Origin of the sequence: Pseudalkalibacillus sp. JSM 102089, assembly GCF_041366475.1 — a bacterium.
Taxonomy (GTDB): Bacteria; Bacillota; Bacilli; order Bacillales; family Guptibacillaceae; genus Guptibacillus; species Guptibacillus hwajinpoensis_B.
Window position 1 is genome coordinate 26,695 of the sequence record NZ_JBEWYW010000013.1, and the last position, 20,061, is coordinate 46,755.

The following is a 20,061-nucleotide window of genomic DNA, read 5'->3' on the forward strand; positions in this document are numbered from 1 at the left end:
CAACTCCATAGCCAAACTGTAACAATTACTTTCTAAATATCTTTCGCTTATGCCACTTGAAATACACTTTATTTTCCTTATGAATGCTGATTTTTGCTCGCTCCACTAATCCGTATATTTCGTAGTCTTTTTCTTGCATGATCGAAGAAATATGCAAGCGACCCTGACCATCAAACGCAATTAGTCCTTCCTCATATAAACCAGCGTGGTTGCGACAAAGTAACAATCCGTTATAAGGATCCAATCGCTCATCATTTGAACAATCCTTCCACGGTTTAGAGTGACTAGCCTTCAATAATTCCGGCAAGTTAATCGCACATAATGCACATTGTTCTTCCCATAACGGGGCTACTTCATTTCTAAATTTAAGCTTGCCCCACCTCATTTTCGTTTTTGCTTCTGATTCCGTTTCTGTAATCACCGGAACGAGCGTATTCCGATCCGTTCGTCTTACTTCATCGACTGTAAGCTCTAATTGCTCTTCATTTACTCGATAAAAATTCGACTCACTAATAAGCTCAAGCATTTTAATCGTTAATGCTTCATTACAAGGATATAAGTATCCAGGATTCCCACTAGCATCAGTTTGAAACGGCGAATATTTAAGAGGTAATAAAGGAGAAATCTCTTGAAACTTCTCTTTCACATTCACCGGAACATCTAATTCTTGATATTCCAACTTCACTAAATATCCCTGTTTGGATTCAGTTTGATTCCAAAACGTTGACGGTTGCATTTCTTCGCTACAGTCAACCTTTGCAATACTAACGGCAACAATATCTCCTTTAACATAGTGGAAAATAGGATCTCCTTGCCTCACTTCTTTCAGCCTTTTCCAAGAATGTGGTACCTGACCTCCCCTGTCTTCTTTAGGAGACCAGATCACTCCCGCTTCTTTTTCCTCATGGTATGTATCTCCTTGCATGACAATAAAACTATTCATCTTTCTTCCCCCACCTGACGAGCATATTCCTCTAGTTGTTATTCTACATGAAACATAAGGTTATTTTCCTTCTAAAACGTTATTCCTTGTCTTAGTATGAGTATATGGTGGATGAAAGAATCATTCAAGTAAAGTCTACGCAATTTTTTTTACAAAAAAAACCCAATAAGATAGTTTCTATTGCATCATTTGCATGACCACACACAAATAATCGCACCACCACACGAGCAATATCATCTGCGTATAAAGCTTTCACTGAAGAAGTATGAACGAAGTCAGAAAGCCTTTCTTGTAGTTGCCCAATAATCATGCGTTAAATTCATACGCGAACTCAAAAGAGACCAACAGATTTTCCTTTGTTGGTCTCTTACTTGGTATATCCATGTCGTTTGAACTCTATAAATTGAGAGCTTCTCTTAATTCGTTCTTCAATAATTCTAGCTGATCGAGATCTGGAATAAAGTAAGAAGGACCACTTACCTCAGGCGTCGTTCCCTTTATTTCTTTCGTTTCAATCGCAGTTGAACTAAGTGATGGGAACTCTCTCTGAAGAGCGAGGATCTCTCCAGGTGTAATATTTGTCTCAACATTATTTTTCAATACATTTGAAATTTTATTAATCTCAAAGATCGTGTCTCCAGACTTCATTTCGTCGACCGTTGCTTTAATAAACTGCCTTTGACGCTCTTCTCTTGAATACACCGTATTTATATCACGTTTCCTCATTCTTACAAAGGCTAGTGCGTCTTCACCATTCATTTCGGTTAGGCCTTCATCGAAATAGATGCGATCATTTGAGTAGTAGTTTTTTTCCCAGAATGGGTATTTAACATCAACTTCCACTCCGCCGATTGCGTCAACAATATCATGAAAACCATCAAAATCCACGGCTACATACCGATCTATCGGAATATTCAATAGATCTTCCACTGTTTCTACGGCTAATTTCTTCGCCCCGTAATCACTAAGATATCCGTATGTATAAGCAGCGTTTATTTTATGACTACCATCATATTCCTCTCCTACTTTCTCTATAGGAACTTCTACCTTTGTATCTCTTGGGATACTTGTCATAGTAACATTCTTTGACACAGGATCAAGTGTGAGAACAATTTGGGTATCAGCTCTTCCACCCTTTCCATCTGAAGAGTAGTTTTCAATTCCAAGAAGTAGAATCGAGATCGGCTCTTCTCCAATGTCCACTTTTGTCTCTCTCAATTCTGAAATATCATTATCCCGATCAAGCTCACTATAAGATTGCTTTGCCGTGTTATAAACCTGGAAGCCTAGATAGCCACCAATACCAACGATCACTAGTAATAGAATTGAGACACTAAACAGGATTTTCTTTTTACGCTTCTTTTTCCTTCTATGAGCTAATCTATTTTTCATATCTTTCACTGCTAATTATTCCTTTCTTTCACTTGTTCTGTGTTAATGACTATCGATACTTTTGGCTCATTTACGCTCTATGTTGAAAAAGGATTGAAGTAAATGTTTCACTCGAATATAGCAAAAATCATACTATCAACAATATAAGTTCATATCGTTAATTGCACAAAAAAAATTATCTAAAACAAACTCATCTACAACATGAGCCACTCTCTAAAGCTATCATCAGAATACCACTATTTATCGTAACATTAATTTACCAATTATTTCATGATTTTTTAATAGGTTATATTCACTTTTTATTTCGTTGATCTGAAAAACAGATGAAAATCTTTGTGAATCTAGTATTAATTAATATGTATATTCAACTTTAAACTATACATTTCAAACTATTAAGAGGGGGTTATCTTTTCCTTGATTTGGTATATTTTAAACGATAACCTTTCTAGATGTTTTACTGAAAATAAAAAATGAAATGGTGAAAAGATGAGAAAAATTGTTGCATCTCTTATTATAGCTCTGATCAGCGTCCTGCTTATATCCGTTTTTTTGTGGTACGAAGGAATCATTATCCCTAACGCTTCTAATATAAAACCTTTTCCTGTGAAAGGTGTCGACGTTTCATCTTATCAGAGGGAGATTGAGTGGACCAAAATACAGGACCAAAGTATGTCCTTCGCTTATATTAAAGCGACAGAAGGAAGCTCATTTATCGATCCATATTATCAAACGAATTGGAAAAATGCTCAAAAGACTAACTTACGAATCGGCGCCTATCATTTCTTCAGTTTTGATAGTAAAGGAGCGACTCAAGCCAAGCATTTTATCGAAACCGTACCGATTGATAAGTATGGATTACCACCTGTTATTGATGTTGAATTTTATGCTGATAAAGAAAAGAATCCTCCTGATAGAAGCGAAGTAGAGTCAGAGCTTCAGACAATGATAACGATGCTGGAAGAACACTATGAAAAAAGGTCATTCTTTATACCACTCACGAGGCATATGAGCTCCATATCAAAGATTCAATCAGTGTGATCTTTGGATAAGAGATGTTTTAACTAAACCAACCTTACCTGATAATCAATCTTGGACTTTTTGGCAATATACTGACAGAGAACAGTTTAATGGGTATAACGGAGAAGAAAAGTTCATAGATGTTAACGTATTTCATGGTAACAAGAAGGAGTTTGAAAAATATGGTTATTAATTCCGAACCTTTTAAAAACTCAAATGAGCTAGAGTTGTTATTTACAGAATATCCCTTATAAAAACAACCCACATTTCTGTGGGCTGTTTTTATAGTAAATCGCAATTGTAAATTCGTTTATACCCTGGCATGTGATTCCTTTAATTTACATAACGATATTCCATTAAACTATTTAAGAAATAGACTTCCTGTAACAATTCTTCTCCAACATTCGTTTCGCGAACCTTTTTCCTCTCTAACTCCTTATCTACCAACCTTTTTACCGATAAAACATCTGCTCCATTTAGTAAAACCTCATCTTTGGAATTAAAATGTTTATGTGCGACAAGTTGCATGCCGTACGAATTAAACAGTAACGTGTATCCTGCAATACCTGTGGTTGATTGATAAGCCTTAGAGAAGCCACCATCTATCACTATCATTTTACCATTTGCCTTAATTGGGTTCTCTCCGTCTATTTCTTTTACTGGTGTATGCCCGTTAATAATATGACCTTGATCTGGATTAAGATCAAATTCTTCAAGAATATCTCGGCAGGTATTCTCGTTTTCACGTAAATAGTAATATGGGTTCTTTCTTTCTTTATGAGTTGCTTTATCCTTAATAAAATAACGTTCAAAAGTGGTCATTTCTCTTTTACCAAAAAGTGATGAATATTGGCCGGTCCACAAATACCAAACCATATCCGTTGCAAGATCGTCTGTTTCATCAGGATGTGCAAACGCATGTCGAAGATAATTTTCAAAAACGTCAAGCAGTTCACGACCTCCATAGGATTTGTTTTCGATCATCATTTCTTCCATATTACCTTTTTCATCTAAAGGAATACATCCATGTATTAATAAATTCCCGTTGTACTTCAAATATAGAGAACCTTTTTTCATCAAGAAATTCATATGCCTTGCCAACTTTTCAGAGTGTTGGAGAGAAAAAAGCAGCTTATCGATTACTTCCTCCTCTTCTTCTAATAACTGATCCGGTCGCTCTGGATTAACGGTCGCAAAACAAGTGTTTTCAAGCGGATACGTTTTACCATGAAGCGTAATGTTATTCTCATCAAAGTCTATTTTCTCAAGCAACAGCCTTTCCGACATATTAAAATACGAGCGCCTCTTTATAATCGGACTTTCAAGTTTGAACTGTATCATAGTTATCGCCTGATGAATTTTGGTAATTTGACATTTTTCATGATTCGATTGCTTCTCATCTGGATCTATTTTAGGTGTAAACGCTGGATTGTCATGATAGTATTTCTCTGCAAGATTTAGAAGCGGTCTAAGATTGATTCCATACACATCTTCAATAATCTCCAGATTGTTATACCTTGCGCATATACGAATGATATTAGCGAGACAAACCTTAGAACCAGCAAACGCACCTATCCATAGAACATCATGGTTTCCCCACTGGATATCAACTGAGTGATAATTAATGAGTGTTTCCATAATTTTGTCAGGTTCTGGACCTCGATCATAGATATCCCCTACTACGTGAAGATGGTCAACAACTAATCTCTGAGTCGTATATGCAAGACCAATGATGAGTTTATCAGCTTGTCCGAGGGAAATAATTTGCTGGAGAATTTTCTGGTAATACGTCTCCTTATTTGTAAGATCGTCCGTTTTGTATAGCAGTTCTTCAATCACATAAACAAACTGAGCAGGTAAAGCTTTTCGTAATTTGGAACGTGTATATTTGGAGGACGCATAAGAGATGAGCTTAAGCATCCGCTCTATGATTTCAGCGTACCATTGGAATAATTCTTTTTCATTGTCAAAAGCATTCTTAATTAACTTTATTTTTTCTTCAGGATAATAAACTAACGTGGCAAATTCATTAATCTCATTCTCTGGTAATACCTCTTCAAAAAGATCAGTTATTTTCTCCTTCACTTTCCCAGAACCGTTTCTTAAAACATGTTGAAAGGCTTGATATTCTCCATGTAAATCACTCACAAAATGCTCCGTACCCTTTGGTAAGTTAAGAATGGATTTAAGGTTGATTATTTCAGTGACTACCTTTTCTTCACTATCATATTTTTGAGCTAATAAATCTAAGTATTTCGTGTTCATGATTATGTATCCCCTTTCAAAATTAATGACTATGTAAGTTGGATTACCGTCTTTTATAATCTGTTCTAGTAGGTGATCGCATGTTTCTTTATTTCCGGGCTCATTCATTACTGCTGAAAGGAAAAGGCACTCACTGATCATCACTTCTGTGTGAAGCGATGAATAAACAATTCATTATCTATGATAGTATCACATTTTTATCTACTGAAATAAGAGACTATTATAAAAACTATGTTCGTTCGTATAATTGATCTCCTTACTTGATTCCATTATGTTCATAACCAAGATGGAATGATTGAATTAAAAAAGCAGCTTAACTTGAAGGACAAATTAAGTATTTGTCCTCCTACATTAAACTGCTTTTCATATCTTATATTATTTTAACGAACTGTTTTCTCAGCTGCAATAACTGTATGCTTTAGTAGCATAGCAATTGTGACAGGTCCAACTCCACCTGGGACAGGTGTGATATAGGAAGACTTTCTAGCAGCAGCCTCATATTCAACATCCCCGATATTGCCTTTGTTGTACCCGGCATCGAGCACAACCGCTCCTTCTTTGACCCAGTCGCCTTTAATAAATTCTGGTTTCCCTACAGCAGCTATCACAATATCTGCTTGACGAACATGAGAAGCAAGATCTGCGGTTCTTGAATGACATGTTGTAACTGTAGCATTCTGATTTAATAAGAGAGCGGATACTGGTTTTCCTAGAATTGGACTACGACCTACAACAACAGCGTGCTTTCCTTCAGCTTGAATATCATATTCTTCCATGATTTTCATAATAGCTGCAGGAGTACAAGACGGGAAAGTTCCAAACCCAAGAGCTGTTTGGCCATATCCAGCACTTGTTACGCCATCAACGTCCTTCTCAATAGCAATGGTTTCAAAAGCAAGACGCTCATCAACTTGCGATGGCACTGGATGTTGAAGTAAGATACCGTGAACGGATGTATCATTGTTTAATTCTTCGATAGTTTGTACTAACGTTTCTGTTGTCGTGTCTTCAGGGAGATGAATTTTTTTAGACGTAATACCTACCCGTTCACAAGCGTTTCCCTTCATTCTCACATACGTTTCAGAAGAAGGATCATCTCCAACTAGAATCGTTACAAGACTTGGTGTAACTTCTTTTTCTTTAAGAGAGTCTACTCTTGTTTTCAGATCTTCCTTTATGCGATTTGCAACTGCTTTACCGTCTAAAATTTTAGTTTCAATTGTCATTTCTATTCCTCCTGAAAAATGGTAAAGAATGAGGTCACTCAGTTCTTCGCCCAGACGACCGGCATTATACACCGCAGCTCCCTCGTGGTTATTTCCACATTTGTCGTCAGTTACTGCAATGAATCTTTTCTACGGATATAGTAGCATAATTCATTAAAAAACAAAAGAATCACACCTAAAAAAGTCTTTAAAAGTGAATAAACACTATTATATTATAAGTATCGTTCGGTTTTCCTAATTTTCAGCCATGTTCGCTCATACTATTGCATTTTGATTTTGGCCCATTCGAGTGAAATCTTCGTTTCACTCGCCTTTCATTCCGATAAGTGATGATCTACCGAAAGACGAGGTAGCTTCATTTCAAATGTAGACCCTTTCCCTTCTTCACTCTCAATTAATAACTCTCCTCCGTGTTGTTCTATAATCTTCAAACACACTGATAACCCTAGCCCAGTACCACTCTCTTTTGTTGTAAAAAATGGTTCCCCTAGTCGATCAATATCTTCTTTAGAAATGCCTGCTCCATTGTCGGTAATCCTCACAGATATAAACATCTCTTGAACATCCATACTCAAATGAAGATATTTCGATTGTTCCATATGACTCATTGCTTCAATAGCGTTTTTCATGAGATTAATGCATACTTGCTTCATTTCGTTAGGGTTAGCAAAAACAACCGCTTCTTCATCCCCAAAACTCGTTTGTAATGTCACATCGTTCAATAGAGCATTAGACTCAATCAAGGCCGAGACCTGCTTTAATAAACTTTTCATTTCAACATTCGTAAATAACGTACTATGCGGCTTTGCTAGTGTTAGAAGTTCACTTAGCACTAATTCGATACGTGATATTTCTGAAAAGATTATTTCAAAATACGGCATAGTGGATTCCTTCTTCTCAAGCAGTTGAAGAAATCCTTTTACTGATGTTAGAGGATTCCGAACTTCATGAGCAATGCCAGCGGCAAGCTGTGCAGCTGATGCTAACTTTTCAGATTTAACCGCAAGGGCTTCATTTGTTTTAAGCAATCGCTCTTCTGATTGCTTTCTAAAGGTTTTATCCTTAATCGTTCCGGTCATTCCTTCAAATCTTCCTTTAGAGCTATATTCGTATTTAATAAAGACCTCACACCAGACGAATCCCCCGCCTTTTTTCTGAACCCTGAATTCAAATACTTTAGAATTACTGGCGCCATCCTGGAATCGAAATAATTCTTTATGTAAATTCAGCCGATCATCTGGATGTATATAAGATAAGCTGTATGTGCCTAATGAATCCTGAACGTCGTAACCAGTTAACTCTCCCCACGCTTGATTCAACCAGATCCAACTACCATCTATTCCAGTTTGAAAAACAACTTCGTTTAAGCTGTTTATGACACTATTATAATTTTCTGATAGTTTACGATATTTTTCCTCACTATCTTTTAATTTGGACAGAAGTATGACAGAGCGATCATAATATGACGAGTACCACCAAACAATTACCATAACTGAGATCGTAAAGAATATGTCCATTAACCAATTGATTTTAATTTCATTAACAGAATAAAGCCAATAATCCCATAATAAAATCGCTATAAAAAACGTTACAACAGATATAATTCTTCCTTTATATCGCTTCATTTCGTCACCATTTCCTAAGTGATTTATTAATTACTAGTTTATTGGAAATGGAGCGTATGTGCAAACACACATGTGCCATTAATAGGATAAAAAAACTCCTTGAATAAGTCATCTTATTCAAGGAGTTATAAGTATGCGCCTTAGAGGATTCGAACCTCTGACCCACAGCTTAGAAGGCTGTTGCTCTATCCTACTGAGCTAAAGGCGCACGATATGAATGGTATTTCATCTCAACAAAAGTATACCATGATTAAAATCAGGTTGTGAAGTAGCTTTTAAAACTCTTCTACAATATGTAATGGAGCGGGTGATGGGGATCGAACCCACGACATCAGCTTGGAAGGCTGAGGTTTTACCACTAAACTACACCCGCAAAATGGCTGGGCTAGCTGGATTCGAACCAACGCATGACGGAATCAAAATCCGTTGCCTTACCGCTTGGCTATAGCCCAATCATGGTGGAGGGGGACGGATTCGAACCGCCGAACCCTGAGGGAGCGGATTTACAGTCCGCCGCGTTTAGCCACTTCGCTACCCCTCCATGATGAAATTGTAATATGGTAGCGGCGGAGGGGATCGAACCCCCGACCTCACGGGTATGAACCGTACGCTCTAGCCAGCTGAGCTACACCGCCACTTAAATTATGTATGGTGCGCCCGAGAGAAGTCGAATCCCTAACCTTCTGATCCGTAGTCAGACGCTCTATCCAATTGAGCTACGGGCGCAAAATATATGGTGCGGGTGAAGGGACTTGAACCCCCACGTCGTAAGACACTAGATCCTAAGTCTAGCGCGTCTGCCAATTCCGCCACACCCGCATATGTTGTGTATCAGCGACGTTTAATAATATACCATTGAACCATTTGAAATGTCAATCATTATTCTAAAAAAATGTAGAAAGTTTCTTTTGAAGAGAGTGAAAGCGTTGACATGCTCTTCTCCCTCTCATACGATAAGTTGTAGAAAAGGAGCTGTTACATATGAGTTTATCACAGTCCATTACAGGCGCAAAAGAATTCGACAAGAAAGACCCTTTAGCCCATTTTCGTGATAAGTTTTACTTAAATCCAAATACGCTATATTTCGATGGTAATTCACTTGGTCTACTATCAAAGAATGCAGAAGCCTCCCTTCTTCGATCTCTTGATGACTGGAAGCAACACGGAATTGATGGCTGGTCTGATGGTAAGCAGCCCTGGTTTTATATGGCAGAAAACATCGGTGAGATGACATCAACGCTAATCGGTTCACATGCTTCTGAAACAATTACTACCGGTTCAATTACAACTAACCTTCATCAAATGCTCGCTACTTTTTTTAAACCTTCAGGAAACAAAACAAAAATACTAGCCGATTCTTTAACATTTCCATCTGACATTTACGCTATTCAAAGTCAGCTTGAACTCCATGGATTATTCCCAGAAACTAATTTAATACAAGTTCAGAGCCGTGACGGAAGAACAATCCTAGAAGAGGATATCATTGAGGCCATCGATGATACTGTAGCCCTTATTCTCCTCCCTTCCGTACTTTATCGGAGTGGACAATTACTAAATATAGAAAAAATCACACAAGCAGCCCATTCTAAAGGGGTAATCATTGGCTTTGACCTGGCTCATTCAATCGGAGCCATTCCTCATAAACTTCACGACTGGAACGTTGACTTCGCGGTTTGGTGTACATACAAGTACTTAAATAGCGGCCCTGGTGGTGTAGGTGGACTTTTTGTGCACGAAAATCACCTAGGCAGACGACCCGGCCTTGCTGGATGGTTCAGTTCCAAGAAAGAAATGCAATTCGATATGAGTCATACGCTTACTCATGCTGAAACCGCCGGCGCATTTCAAATAGGCACTCCCCACATTTTTAGTATGGCTCCTTTAATAGGAGCTCTGGAATTGATGAACGAAGCTGGCATAGATGCGATTCGAGAAAAATCATTGTCTCTTACCAACTATTTAATGTGTCTTATTAAAGAAAATCTTGCTGAAGATGGTTTTACGATCACTAATCCATCAGAAGATGATCGACGGGGTGGGCATATTTGCCTCGAGCACGATGAAGCTGCTCGAATTTGCAAAGCGCTAAAACAAAAAGGCGTCATTCCAGATTTCCGCTCACCAAACGTCATTCGCCTAGCACCAATTGCTCTCTATACATCATTTGAAGATGTCTATCATGTTGTCCAAATTCTAAAGAGTATTATGATTGAAAAAACGTATCAGCAGTTTTCTAACGAGCGAAACGTTATCGCTTAAGTGAGTATAATTTGGTTTTTCTCCATTCATACTATGTGAAATGAAGGAGGGAAACAGGATGACTCAGCTGAACGAACTTGAACTTCAAAATCTGCGTCACATGATCGGCGGGCATGAAACACTCGCAAACAAACTTGATTCCTATGCCCAATCTTGTACTTGTCCGCAGCTTAAGCAAATGCTTCAAAAGGATGCACAAGAAGCACGCAACACACAACAACAATTAATCGGCTTCTTAAGTTAAGGAGGGATTTTATGAATGAGAAAGATATGGTAAATGATTATTTATCCGTATTGAACAGCAGCTTAAGTAATTACGGGAGCGTCATTTCTCAAGCTGACAATCCACAACTTCGTCAGGCTCTTCAACAAATTAGAAATACCGATGAGCAGCGACAATATAACCTTTATCAATACGCTAAACAAAAAGGGTATTATCAGCCAGCCGCCCCAGCACAAACCAATGAAATTCAACAAGTTAAAAACCAACTAACAGCTCCGCAGCAACAACAGAATAATCAGCCGCCCCAGGTCCATTAATCCAGAGCCGGTGAAAACCGGCTCTGTGTCTTTATGCTCATTTTTTCATAATTTTGTAAATAGCGTTTCACCCTCCCTTTATATGGATAATTAAATGAGTATTACCTATAGGGAGAGATTGATATGGACTATATTCTTAATGCAATAACTGAATTTTCCGCGTTCATCTGGGGTTATCCTATGATGATCTTACTCTTAGGCGGTGGATTATTTTTAACGATCCGCCTCGGTTTCTTTCAAATAATCTTTTTTCCCCATGCTTTAAAACATACCATCGGTAAAATTTTCAAAAAAGAGAAAGGTGATGGCACAATTTCTCCATTTCAAGCCTTTGCCTCCGCTCTCGCATCTACTGCAGGTGCTACAAACATTGTTGGGGTTCCTGTGGCAATCGCTTTTGGAGGACCTGGCGCTATTTTCTGGATGTGGATTGTCGCTATTATTGGAATGTCAACAAAATTCTCAGAAATTGTTCTCGGGATCAAATACCGAGAGGAAGACAAAAACGGCGTTTATGTTGGCGGCCCAATGTATTACATAAAAAAAGGCTTGGGATGGAAGTTCGCTTCATCTCTATTCGCTTTTGGACTGATGATTGAAATCATTCCAAGTGTCATGGTCCAAACTAACTCCATTTCAACACTCTCAGAGAGTTCTTTTGGATTACCGACCTGGGTAACAGGTGTCTTATTAATTATCCTTATATCAATTGTTGTATTCGGTGGAATACGTAGAATTGGTTCTGTAGCTGAGAAGATTGTTCCATTCATGGTACTTACATATATTGCAGGCGCTATCGGTGTTATGGTGATTAATATAGAAGAGTTTCCAGCTGTTATGAAACTTATTTTCGTACATGCTTTTCAACCGATCTCAGCAGCTGGAGGTTTTGCCGGAGCTGGTTTTGCTGCAGCTGTTAGATGGGGCCTTGCTAGAGGGCTTTATTCAAACGAAGCCGGTATGGGTACGGCGTCTATTGCCCATTCTGCTGCACATACGCCTCATCCATGTAGACAGGGATTATGGGGCATTTTCAGCGTCTTTATCGATACAATCGTTCTCTGCACAGTAACAGCTTTTACAGTGCTTCTTTCAGGAGCTTGGAAAGACGTTAAACCATCAAATGCAGCTGATATGGTTTCAGATGCTTTCTCTGGACTAATGGGAGCAACATGGGGGCCCATCTTTGTTTCTTCCCTCTTATTAATTTTTGTTATCAGTACGATAGGTGTCCTTGTCTTTTATGGTGAGAAACAAGCTGAATACTTATTTGGCACACCCTTTTCTAGAGTAATGCGATTTGTTTATATTCTTTCTATTTTTGTTGGGGCTATTGGAGGACTTCAATTTGTTTGGGAGCTAGTCGACATTACACTCGCCTTGTTTGTTATTCCAAACGTTATTGCGATCTTATTCCTAAGTAAGGAAGTGAAAGAATTAACAGATGACTACAAATTAAATTTCTTAAAGCAAGCTCAAACGAAAGACAAAGGCATTAGTTCATAAGAAATTCACATGGGATATTCACCTAATTTAGGTTCCTCTCCGCTCCTGCCTATATCTTTTCTAGACGGAAACATACAGTGGTAAAGAAAGAGAATTTAAAGGGGGACCTAATATGTATCATGCAAACAATGCACCATACGGAAATGAGCCTTATCAACCAGTAGCTGGAGCTTCTTACGGCATGCCTTGTCACAGGCCAGCTGGAAACGGCTTTGCGCTAATTGTTGTACTATTTATCTTGCTTATTATAGTAGGAACAGCTTTTATTAAATGTTAGTTTTTACAAGCAAGAGCCACTTGGTTCTTGCTTGTTTTATTTACGCTATGTTAGCTTAATTTTCGATTTATAATTCATTCATTTTTTGATAAGTCAAAAATCAAAAACATTCATTCCATATCCTTTCCTGAACAATTGTTCCAATTAACATTGCCTGTTATAGTGATAAAGAATGTATGATGAAAGAAGTGAGACAATGAAAACCTTATTAATCGATATGGATTCGGTTATATGTGACCTTATGTCTGAGTGGCACCGGAGATACAATTATGATTACAATGACGACTTGTCTGTTGAGAAGCTTGAATGCTGGCGATCTGAAGACTATGTAAAAAATGAGTGTGGTGATAAAATTTATGAATACCTTGATCAGCCAGGTCTATTTCTTAAACTCAAGCCTCTACCAGATGCTATTGAAGTATTGGAACGTCTTTCATCCGTGTATGACGTTATGATTGTCACGAGTAGCCGTACATATGCTTACACTGAAAAAGAACAATGGGTAGAAAAACACCTTCCCTTTATCGGCAAAAGAAATTTGATTTTCTCGCATAGAAAAGAAATGATTCGAGGAGATTTATTATTTGATGATGCTCCACACAACCTCATCGCATTTAAAAATTCAGGCAGAATGGCCATTGCGATGAACTATCGTTATAATCAATATGTCGACGTCCCTCGCGTGAATAACTGGTTGGAATTTGAAGAATGGCTTTCAACATGGAAGTGAGGTTACGGTGGTGACTCAACGAACAGATTTGCTAATTATCGGTGGAGGACCCGCTGGAATTTCTGCTGGGATATGGGCTAAAAGACTAGGCATTAATCATTTATTGCTTGAAGCAAAGGATAGCCTTGGGGGGCAATTAAGTACAATCTATAATCAAATTGTAGACTACCCAGGTATGGTGGTTGCAAACGGTCAGGTTCTAAAGGAACAGTTCATCAAACATGCTGAGGAAATCAAGTGTGATTATGTTACAAACACTCGCGTACAGTCGATCGATTGGACTAATAGGATACTTCAAACAGCAGAAGGTAATTCATATATATTTCGCTCTTTGCTTATTGCTTCAGGGTCTTCCCCACGTAGGCTAGATGTTCCTGGTGAGCAAGAAATGATTGAGCAAAATGAAGTATACTCGGCATCTCGAGATAAATTGAAATTCAAAGGCAAACATGTTGCTGTAATCGGGGGCGGAGACCGCGCATTCGAAGGAGCTCTTCTTCTTGCTGAAGCTGGGGCTCGAGTTACACTAATACATCGTTCTGATTGTTTTAAAGCTCGTATGGAATACAAAGAGCCTGTCATGCTCCACCCTAACATCGACATACTTACCAAAACATACATTACACAAATAGATGGAAAAGGAAAGAAGAAACTATTCCTAGCTGACGAAGATCATCATTCTACAATGATGGTAGATGGTCTGTTTATTCGAATTGGTGTTAAACCTAACACTGAACCTTACGAAGATGGCATTGACGTCGATCAGGAAGGATACATTCGATGCAACTCTTATGGTGAAACATCACTGCCATTCGTTTATGCTGCAGGAGATGTTTGCACTAGACCGCTGTTATCAAGTATTGCCTCCTCTGTTGGACAAGGAATGACCTCTGTCAAACAGCTATCGTTCTTTCTTGAAAATTAAAAAAAGGACCCTGAGGTCCTTTTTTTAATTTTCAATGTTAGGTTTGAAAGTTGATTTTAAGGAAAAGTTCGATGTCTTTTTTGAGAAGAGTGACTTCTTCCAAAAAATAAAGAAAGTAAAATTACCACAAAAACGCCGATCCCAAAATAGAAAATGTTTTCACTAGACAGCAATGATGCTGTTTCCTCATCTTTTACTTTTGCTGCTGGTTTTGTTTCACTTTCCACAATTGTCGCATCTTTGTCTTCTTCTAAAGAATTCACTTCAAGAAAATCATCATCCAAAATGGAGACATATGAATCCCCTTTACTTTCAAGGATATTGGTATCAGATATGGTAAGATCTAGCTCGTCATCTCCAACTTGATAAAGGGTCATATCCTCAGAAAGACTATATTCCTCATTATTTCCAGCTCCTAATTCAGTCCCCTTCTTATACTCAACCGGCGTGAAAGCATTAAACCCATAGTTAAGCATGGATAATGTGTCCTGATAAGCGATTTGATCATCGTTTGCTTTCATCGTAACAGCAATCAATTCTTGACCGTCTTTTGATGCGGTTGTCACTAAAGTGAAACCAGACTCTGAGACATACCCATTTTTTCCACCTGTAACAAAATCATAATCGAGTAAGAGTCGATGATGGTTAATAAGCGTCGTTTCCCAATCTTCTCCAACCCATTCTAATTTTTTGATTCCTATCACAGATCGAAACTGCTCATTTTTCATGGCGTACTGTGTTATTCTAGCCATATCTTCTGCACTCGTTACATGATTCTCATTAAAAAGTCCATTTGGATTAACAAAATTCGTATTTTTGACACCAATTTCTTCACGTAAAAATTCGTTCATATCTTCAGAAAACGATTCCACGCTTCCACTTAAATGCTCAGCTATAGCGATTGCAGCATCATTTCCGGAATTAACCATCATTCCTTTAACTAACTTTTCTAACGAAACGATTTCTCCTTCTTTCAAATACACTCTAGTACCATCTGCTTTACGTGCACGCTCGCTTACCGTTACCATATCATCCATCTCTCCGGATTTAACAGCCATAAATGCAGTCACAATTTTTGTAATGCTCGCTGGGTACATTTCGTCATTGCCATTCTTATTAAAAAGAATTTGTCCTGTTTTGCCATCGATCAGTATAGCGGTTTCGCTTCTTACACTTGGTGGTTCCTGTGCTTGCGTTACTGATGGAAATAAGCTTACAGTTAAACATATGACCATTATAAGATACGAATAGTGTTTTAGAATCATGGAAGCTCCTCTTTCTTTAAAATGCTATTTAAACTGTTCGTTACATGTTTTCATCCATTGTCTAGTATAAAAGGCCTGATCCGTTTTCTATTATAGCTAAGAGTGGTAAAACAGAAAATAGTTATTTCTTTACACCCTTTCTGATAACTTTTAATATAAAAGTATTGGAACGAACTAATTTTTCATTTTCTTTTATTTGAATTCTAAATTTGAGAGAAGTAAAAATCAATTCAACCATAATAAAAACCGCTCAGGGCGGTTTAGTTAAGAAGCATACGATCCTTTCCACTGCTCTACCATGGTTTGAGGGGCACTCCAGCAGACCCAGGATACAAGCACTTTATTTTCTTCAGATATCACCAACCAATATTCCAACCTTCTTTTATCGAGGTTTTGATAAAATCCTGTCTTAGTAATAAAGCGATCCATTCTTATATCCCTCCAGTTCGTTAGTCTCTAAATAACATATTCGTTATCTAAATACAGAACCCTCTAAATTTTCAGAAAATTAACTTCTTAGTAACTACCAAAAAGTTCCTATATTAAGATTGTATATCATTCTTTACTCCTGAGCATTATATTAGTCAAGGAGGTGTACACAACATGGCAAACAACAATAGCTCAAACAATCTGGTAGTCCCTGGTGTACAACAGGCTTTAGATCAAATGAAGTACGAAATTGCTAGCGAATTCGGCGTTCAACTTGGCCCAGACTCCACTGCTCGCTCTAACGGTTCTGTTGGAGGAGAAATCACTAAGCGCCTTGTCCAAATGGCTGAACAGCAAATGGGCGGCGGAAGCTACTAATCACCAACTGCATAGTATGGATATAGAGGGCGGAGCAATCCGCCTTCTTCTTTATTCTCCAAGTAATGTTGAAGTTTGTACAGCATGTGCAATTAACTCCGAAAGATCACTTATTTGATCTTCATTAATTCGACGGTTAAATTCTAAAACAATGTGAGTCTTTAATTGTTCCTCATCCTCGTATGGAAAAGATATCGTTTGTCGGATAGCAGGTCGATAACCCCAAATACTTCGGATATCTTCTTCAATCTGTTCACAGTCCTCTGCATCGGATATCGCAACATCAAACAGAATTTTGATTTCACATCCTGCTTGAACATGCTCTAGCTTAAGCTGTTCCGCACTGAAATTAGCTAGATCAGCAAAAAGTTCGATCGTTACATTCACATGCTCATTTTCACTAAACTCTACTTGATACTTTCTTGAAAGAGAAGCTAAATCAACCAGATCTTTTCGATTGATGATCGAGATCTCACCATCAAGATCTCGATCATATAGCTCTCCCTCAAGAACTACTTTTACATTCTCATATATAGTTGGATCAAACATCCTGTCCCCCTCCTTGCTTTCTCACTATATCATGAATTACGGAGGGAAAAGTCATTAAGAATTAGCACGTGGATGTGATCGAGCAAATTGAATAAAGGTTTCTTCGTCTCCAATTTCGCCACAAGCCCCACATTGAACTCGTATACTTGGTCCTTTATAAACCATATGGAATGGATCAGCTTTCCCCTCTTCTATAATAGACATCACTTCTCCAGATTGAGGATCTAATTTAACTGAAGTCGCTTTTTGCTCAATTTTATTAAATCTCATTCGATTGGTTTTACATCTTGGGCACAAATACGCAGTCATAAACTCACTCCCTTTTTCTTTAGTGTTACTCAAAAAAAGGGAAATTTATTCATTTCAGTATGGTATGTGAAATTAATTTTAAATAACGAGCCTCAAGCTCGTTATGTTACTTGCTTAATTATTTTTTCAAGTACATATTCAACAGATTGTACACGCTCATTAAATTTCTTAGGTCCAGTATCTTTCTGCCAAGCCACAACTGAAACCATTTCGATATTTTCGAATGTATTTTTTATTTGAATCGGATATAAATATTTAGGTTTGTTTTCCATTACCCATGCTCTTGCTAATGGCTCCCATACCTTCAAAATCTCAAGTGCTCGATCGGCAAAAGGTTTCACTTCCTCATAGAAGTTAACTTTGTACGTATCAAGATGTGTGCGAGTAGTATATTGAATCCTCGCTTCTTCATTTATTGTGATTAGCTGCTTTGTTAGCTTTAGTAATTTTTGTGTATCTTCCATTTCATTCACCCCTACTCCCTTATCCTACCATACTCACTGGTTACCAAACACATACAAAAACCTTATATCCATTTAGGACATAAGGTCAGAAGGGAACGTAATGATCTCTAGAAACTGAATAAACTCATGATCCAGGGACGCTTGCCTTTGCCCGTCGACTGACCTACTGCCTCTTGTATCGAAGTGTGATCCTCAAGCTCAGATAATTTTTCTTCTAATGAAGAAACTTTCTTTACTAGCTCTTCCAGTTCAGATCGATGCTGAAGAACTTGAACGGTGATAACCTCATTAGCTTTTTCATCCAACTGTCGCTCAAGCTGTTCCAGCCTTACTGAGAAGCGATCTAACCTTTGCTCAAACCGTTCCGGTGTTACCATTGCTACTTTTGAATTGTTTTTACCAGCTGATTTAATTTTCTCCATTGAGTAACCCCTTCTTAAATCGTTTTTAATCGATTTTAGCTCCTCAAGTGTTTCATTAGAAAATAAAAAGTGGCCAAGTTCATTCTTCTCACATGATAAGTCAAAATACTTAACCCAACGCTGAACAGTAGTAGGGTTTACACCAAGTTCATCTGAAACTTGCTTTGTTTTTAATAACATGCAATCCCATCCCCTCTGTCATTCTCAGGCCTTCGCCTGTTAGTTTGTATACGTAATATTCGCCTTTCTTTTTTGTTTGCCTTCCCCGTTGACAAAACTAGTACAGTTTCGGCAAAGGTAGTGGTTTAATGCTAAAGGAAAAGGATTTCGACAATGAATAGGAATGTTTTTGTAACAACTGCTCAAACTAAAGTAAGGAGGTGTCAAAATAATGACCAAAAAGCAAAAGCTTGATCAAACAAAACGTAAGGGTAAAACTGAGGAAGAAACTAGAACTGGATATGGAAATAAGAAAATGGAAGGACCAGATCGACCTTCCACTTAAAAGCAGGGCTATTTCCTGCTTTTTTGTATGAGCAGATTTTCCACTTCCATCGCAATTCTGATCTGACTTCTCTTTCTTTCATACCAATCTGAAATGAGAACTTTATCTGGTAATTCTGATTCAACTTTCATCATTTTTTTAACTAGTAATTGACCTCTAAACCAATCTTTCTTATCCTGTTGATGATGAGGAATAATTGGATAAACCTGTCTTAGCATTGGTCCCTCTCTTCTTTTCCCCATGAACCTTTCATAATCGTAGCGTGATCCCGTTGGAGTAACTTTCATTGCAAAATGATAAAATGCACTAAAATAATTAGGATGAAAGAGAAGCTTAGCTAAGCTTTTTCCTAGCTTAATTCGGTTACACGTATGACGAAAACCACTAACTGATAAACCAAATAGCTCTCCCCTCACTGTCGGAAAAAGAACTGTGCTAAAATGGAACCAATCTTGAATGGTGAATAGCAATGAATGAAATACCTTCTTAGCATATAACTGATGTTCCATAAGCGGTCCTTCAATCACATGCTGCTCATTAATAATTAGCGCCGTCATTAAACGATCCTGATCACCCAACTCAATAAAAGTTTTCCATTCTTCTAACATAAAGCACGATATTCCAAGATCTCTACCAAAATGAAAGAAGGAAGATTTTGCTTTCTTTCCTAGCTCATAGAGCAATAGCTGTGGGGCTGCATCTGCAAATATGATCCAATTAGCTCGTTCATATGCCAGGAATAACTTCCTTAACTGCTCTTCCTTGATTGCCTTAGGAAACCATTCCCCTTGTAAGTCAGTCATACTCCAACCGGCATTTCTAGAAACCATTGCGGCGAGGAACGACCATTTTATTTCTGGATTCCGAATGAAAAATTCCTGATAAAATACGGTACGTGAAATATTGTCAATGTTCCATTTTTCTATCGCTTTTGTGATTGTTTTAGTAACGTTCTCCATAATTTTTTTCACCTGCTTGAAACATTTTTGTCGTACAACTCGTAATAAGTAAAGTAAAATAGATTCAGTGCACCTT

20 protein-coding genes, 7 tRNA genes, 1 pseudogene and 1 riboswitch are annotated in these 20,061 nt (G+C 37.9%); of the genes and pseudogenes, 9 read left to right on the forward strand and 19 right to left on the reverse strand.

Going from position 1 to position 20,061, the window contains the following annotated elements:
- Nucleotides 1-25: 25 nt before the first annotated feature.
- Both ABVF21_RS19640 and ABVF21_RS19645 read right to left on the reverse strand, forming a co-directional pair.
- Nucleotides 26-943, reverse strand: coding sequence for an HNH endonuclease (locus ABVF21_RS19640; protein ID WP_303531047.1), 918 nt, complete (start codon nucleotides 941-943; stop codon nucleotides 26-28).
- 396 nt (nucleotides 944-1,339) lie between these two features.
- Entirely contained in the window at nucleotides 1,340-2,335 is a 996-nt protein-coding gene (locus ABVF21_RS19645; RefSeq protein WP_303531045.1) for an LCP family protein, read from the reverse strand.
- A 486-nt stretch (nucleotides 2,336-2,821) separates the two neighbouring features.
- On the opposite strand from ABVF21_RS19645, the pseudogene ABVF21_RS19650 reads away from it, so the two are divergent.
- Nucleotides 2,822-3,545: pseudogene (locus ABVF21_RS19650) on the forward strand (GH25 family lysozyme).
- Between the two features lie 140 nt (nucleotides 3,546-3,685).
- Here the strand turns inward: ABVF21_RS19650 and fbp are convergent.
- The 10 genes from fbp to ABVF21_RS19700 form a co-directional block, all read right to left on the reverse strand.
- On the reverse strand, nucleotides 3,686-5,617 hold the full coding sequence (gene fbp, locus ABVF21_RS19655) for a fructose-1,6-bisphosphatase (RefSeq protein ID WP_371018827.1): 1,932 nt from the start codon (nucleotides 5,615-5,617) through the stop codon (nucleotides 3,686-3,688).
- A 380-nt stretch (nucleotides 5,618-5,997) separates the two neighbouring features.
- Nucleotides 5,998-6,843, reverse strand: a complete 846-nt coding sequence (locus ABVF21_RS19660; protein ID WP_371018828.1) for a bifunctional 5,10-methylenetetrahydrofolate dehydrogenase/5,10-methenyltetrahydrofolate cyclohydrolase — start codon at nucleotides 6,841-6,843, stop codon at nucleotides 5,998-6,000.
- A gap of 41 nt (nucleotides 6,844-6,884) precedes the next feature.
- A riboswitch (ZMP/ZTP riboswitch) is annotated at nucleotides 6,885-6,967 on the reverse strand.
- Between the two features lie 190 nt (nucleotides 6,968-7,157).
- Nucleotides 7,158-8,468, reverse strand: coding sequence for an ATP-binding protein (locus ABVF21_RS19665; RefSeq protein WP_371018829.1), 1,311 nt, complete (start codon nucleotides 8,466-8,468; stop codon nucleotides 7,158-7,160).
- A gap of 134 nt (nucleotides 8,469-8,602) precedes the next feature.
- Nucleotides 8,603-8,676: transfer RNA gene (locus tag ABVF21_RS19670), tRNA-Arg, on the reverse strand.
- 91 nt (nucleotides 8,677-8,767) lie between these two features.
- Nucleotides 8,768-8,841, reverse strand: a tRNA-Gly gene (locus ABVF21_RS19675).
- Between the two features lie 4 nt (nucleotides 8,842-8,845).
- A tRNA-Gln gene (locus ABVF21_RS19680) sits at nucleotides 8,846-8,920 on the reverse strand.
- Between the two features lie 4 nt (nucleotides 8,921-8,924).
- Nucleotides 8,925-9,009: transfer RNA gene (locus ABVF21_RS19685), tRNA-Tyr, on the reverse strand.
- A 17-nt stretch (nucleotides 9,010-9,026) separates the two neighbouring features.
- Nucleotides 9,027-9,103 (reverse strand) — tRNA-Met (locus ABVF21_RS19690).
- Nucleotides 9,104-9,117: 14 nt separating this feature from the next.
- A tRNA-Arg gene (locus tag ABVF21_RS19695) sits at nucleotides 9,118-9,194 on the reverse strand.
- A gap of 8 nt (nucleotides 9,195-9,202) precedes the next feature.
- Nucleotides 9,203-9,287 (reverse strand) — tRNA-Leu (locus tag ABVF21_RS19700).
- 162 nt (nucleotides 9,288-9,449) lie between these two features.
- On the opposite strand from ABVF21_RS19700, the gene kynU reads away from it, so the two are divergent.
- From kynU to ABVF21_RS19735, 7 genes are all read left to right on the forward strand, one after another.
- Nucleotides 9,450-10,727 (forward strand): kynureninase, encoded by a 1,278-nt coding sequence (gene kynU / locus ABVF21_RS19705; protein ID WP_371018830.1) that lies wholly within the window; start codon nucleotides 9,450-9,452, stop codon nucleotides 10,725-10,727.
- A 58-nt stretch (nucleotides 10,728-10,785) separates the two neighbouring features.
- Nucleotides 10,786-10,971: a hypothetical protein gene (locus ABVF21_RS19710; RefSeq protein WP_303531036.1), complete on the forward strand. Its 186-nt coding sequence runs from the start codon at nucleotides 10,786-10,788 to the stop codon at nucleotides 10,969-10,971.
- An 11-nt stretch (nucleotides 10,972-10,982) separates the two neighbouring features.
- Complete coding sequence (locus ABVF21_RS19715; protein ID WP_303531034.1) at nucleotides 10,983-11,267, forward strand: spore coat protein; 285 nt, start codon at nucleotides 10,983-10,985, stop codon at nucleotides 11,265-11,267.
- A gap of 123 nt (nucleotides 11,268-11,390) precedes the next feature.
- Nucleotides 11,391-12,773 carry an alanine/glycine:cation symporter family protein gene (locus ABVF21_RS19720; RefSeq protein WP_303531032.1) on the forward strand — a complete coding sequence of 461 codons (1,383 nt, stop codon included), beginning with the start codon at nucleotides 11,391-11,393 and terminating at the stop codon, nucleotides 12,771-12,773.
- A 112-nt stretch (nucleotides 12,774-12,885) separates the two neighbouring features.
- A complete protein-coding gene (locus tag ABVF21_RS19725; protein WP_370314233.1) occupies nucleotides 12,886-13,050 on the forward strand; it encodes a YjcZ family sporulation protein in 165 nt (54 codons plus the stop codon).
- A 196-nt stretch (nucleotides 13,051-13,246) separates the two neighbouring features.
- Complete coding sequence (locus ABVF21_RS19730; RefSeq protein ID WP_371018831.1) at nucleotides 13,247-13,780, forward strand: 5' nucleotidase, NT5C type; 534 nt, start codon at nucleotides 13,247-13,249, stop codon at nucleotides 13,778-13,780.
- 10 nt (nucleotides 13,781-13,790) lie between these two features.
- Nucleotides 13,791-14,705, forward strand: coding sequence for an NAD(P)/FAD-dependent oxidoreductase (locus ABVF21_RS19735; protein ID WP_371018832.1), 915 nt, complete (start codon nucleotides 13,791-13,793; stop codon nucleotides 14,703-14,705).
- Nucleotides 14,706-14,761: 56 nt separating this feature from the next.
- Here ABVF21_RS19735 and ABVF21_RS19740 read toward each other — a convergent pair whose 3' ends face one another.
- Both ABVF21_RS19740 and ABVF21_RS19745 read right to left on the reverse strand, forming a co-directional pair.
- Nucleotides 14,762-15,970, reverse strand: a complete 1,209-nt coding sequence (locus tag ABVF21_RS19740; RefSeq protein ID WP_371018833.1) for a D-alanyl-D-alanine carboxypeptidase family protein — start codon at nucleotides 15,968-15,970, stop codon at nucleotides 14,762-14,764.
- Nucleotides 15,971-16,234: 264 nt separating this feature from the next.
- Nucleotides 16,235-16,399, reverse strand: coding sequence for a hypothetical protein (locus ABVF21_RS19745; RefSeq protein ID WP_194221881.1), 165 nt, complete (start codon nucleotides 16,397-16,399; stop codon nucleotides 16,235-16,237).
- A gap of 174 nt (nucleotides 16,400-16,573) precedes the next feature.
- On the opposite strand from ABVF21_RS19745, the gene ABVF21_RS19750 reads away from it, so the two are divergent.
- Nucleotides 16,574-16,777 (forward strand): alpha/beta-type small acid-soluble spore protein, encoded by a 204-nt coding sequence (locus ABVF21_RS19750; RefSeq protein ID WP_098443926.1) that lies wholly within the window; start codon nucleotides 16,574-16,576, stop codon nucleotides 16,775-16,777.
- 51 nt (nucleotides 16,778-16,828) lie between these two features.
- Here the strand turns inward: ABVF21_RS19750 and ABVF21_RS19755 are convergent, their stop codons facing one another.
- From ABVF21_RS19755 to ABVF21_RS19775, 5 genes are all read right to left on the reverse strand, one after another.
- Nucleotides 16,829-17,326, reverse strand: a complete 498-nt coding sequence (locus ABVF21_RS19755; protein ID WP_194221882.1) for a hypothetical protein — start codon at nucleotides 17,324-17,326, stop codon at nucleotides 16,829-16,831.
- Nucleotides 17,327-17,380: 54 nt separating this feature from the next.
- Nucleotides 17,381-17,635, reverse strand: a complete 255-nt coding sequence (locus tag ABVF21_RS19760; protein ID WP_194221883.1) for a DNA alkylation repair protein — start codon at nucleotides 17,633-17,635, stop codon at nucleotides 17,381-17,383.
- A 101-nt stretch (nucleotides 17,636-17,736) separates the two neighbouring features.
- Nucleotides 17,737-18,099, reverse strand: a complete 363-nt coding sequence (locus tag ABVF21_RS19765) for a DUF1798 family protein (protein WP_371018834.1) — start codon at nucleotides 18,097-18,099, stop codon at nucleotides 17,737-17,739.
- Nucleotides 18,100-18,206: 107 nt separating this feature from the next.
- On the reverse strand, nucleotides 18,207-18,701 hold the full coding sequence (locus tag ABVF21_RS19770; protein WP_283154077.1) for a MerR family transcriptional regulator: 495 nt from the start codon (nucleotides 18,699-18,701) through the stop codon (nucleotides 18,207-18,209).
- A 333-nt stretch (nucleotides 18,702-19,034) separates the two neighbouring features.
- On the reverse strand, nucleotides 19,035-19,985 hold the full coding sequence (locus ABVF21_RS19775; protein WP_371018835.1) for a DUF2515 family protein: 951 nt from the start codon (nucleotides 19,983-19,985) through the stop codon (nucleotides 19,035-19,037).
- Nucleotides 19,986-20,061: the final 76 nt, after the last annotated feature.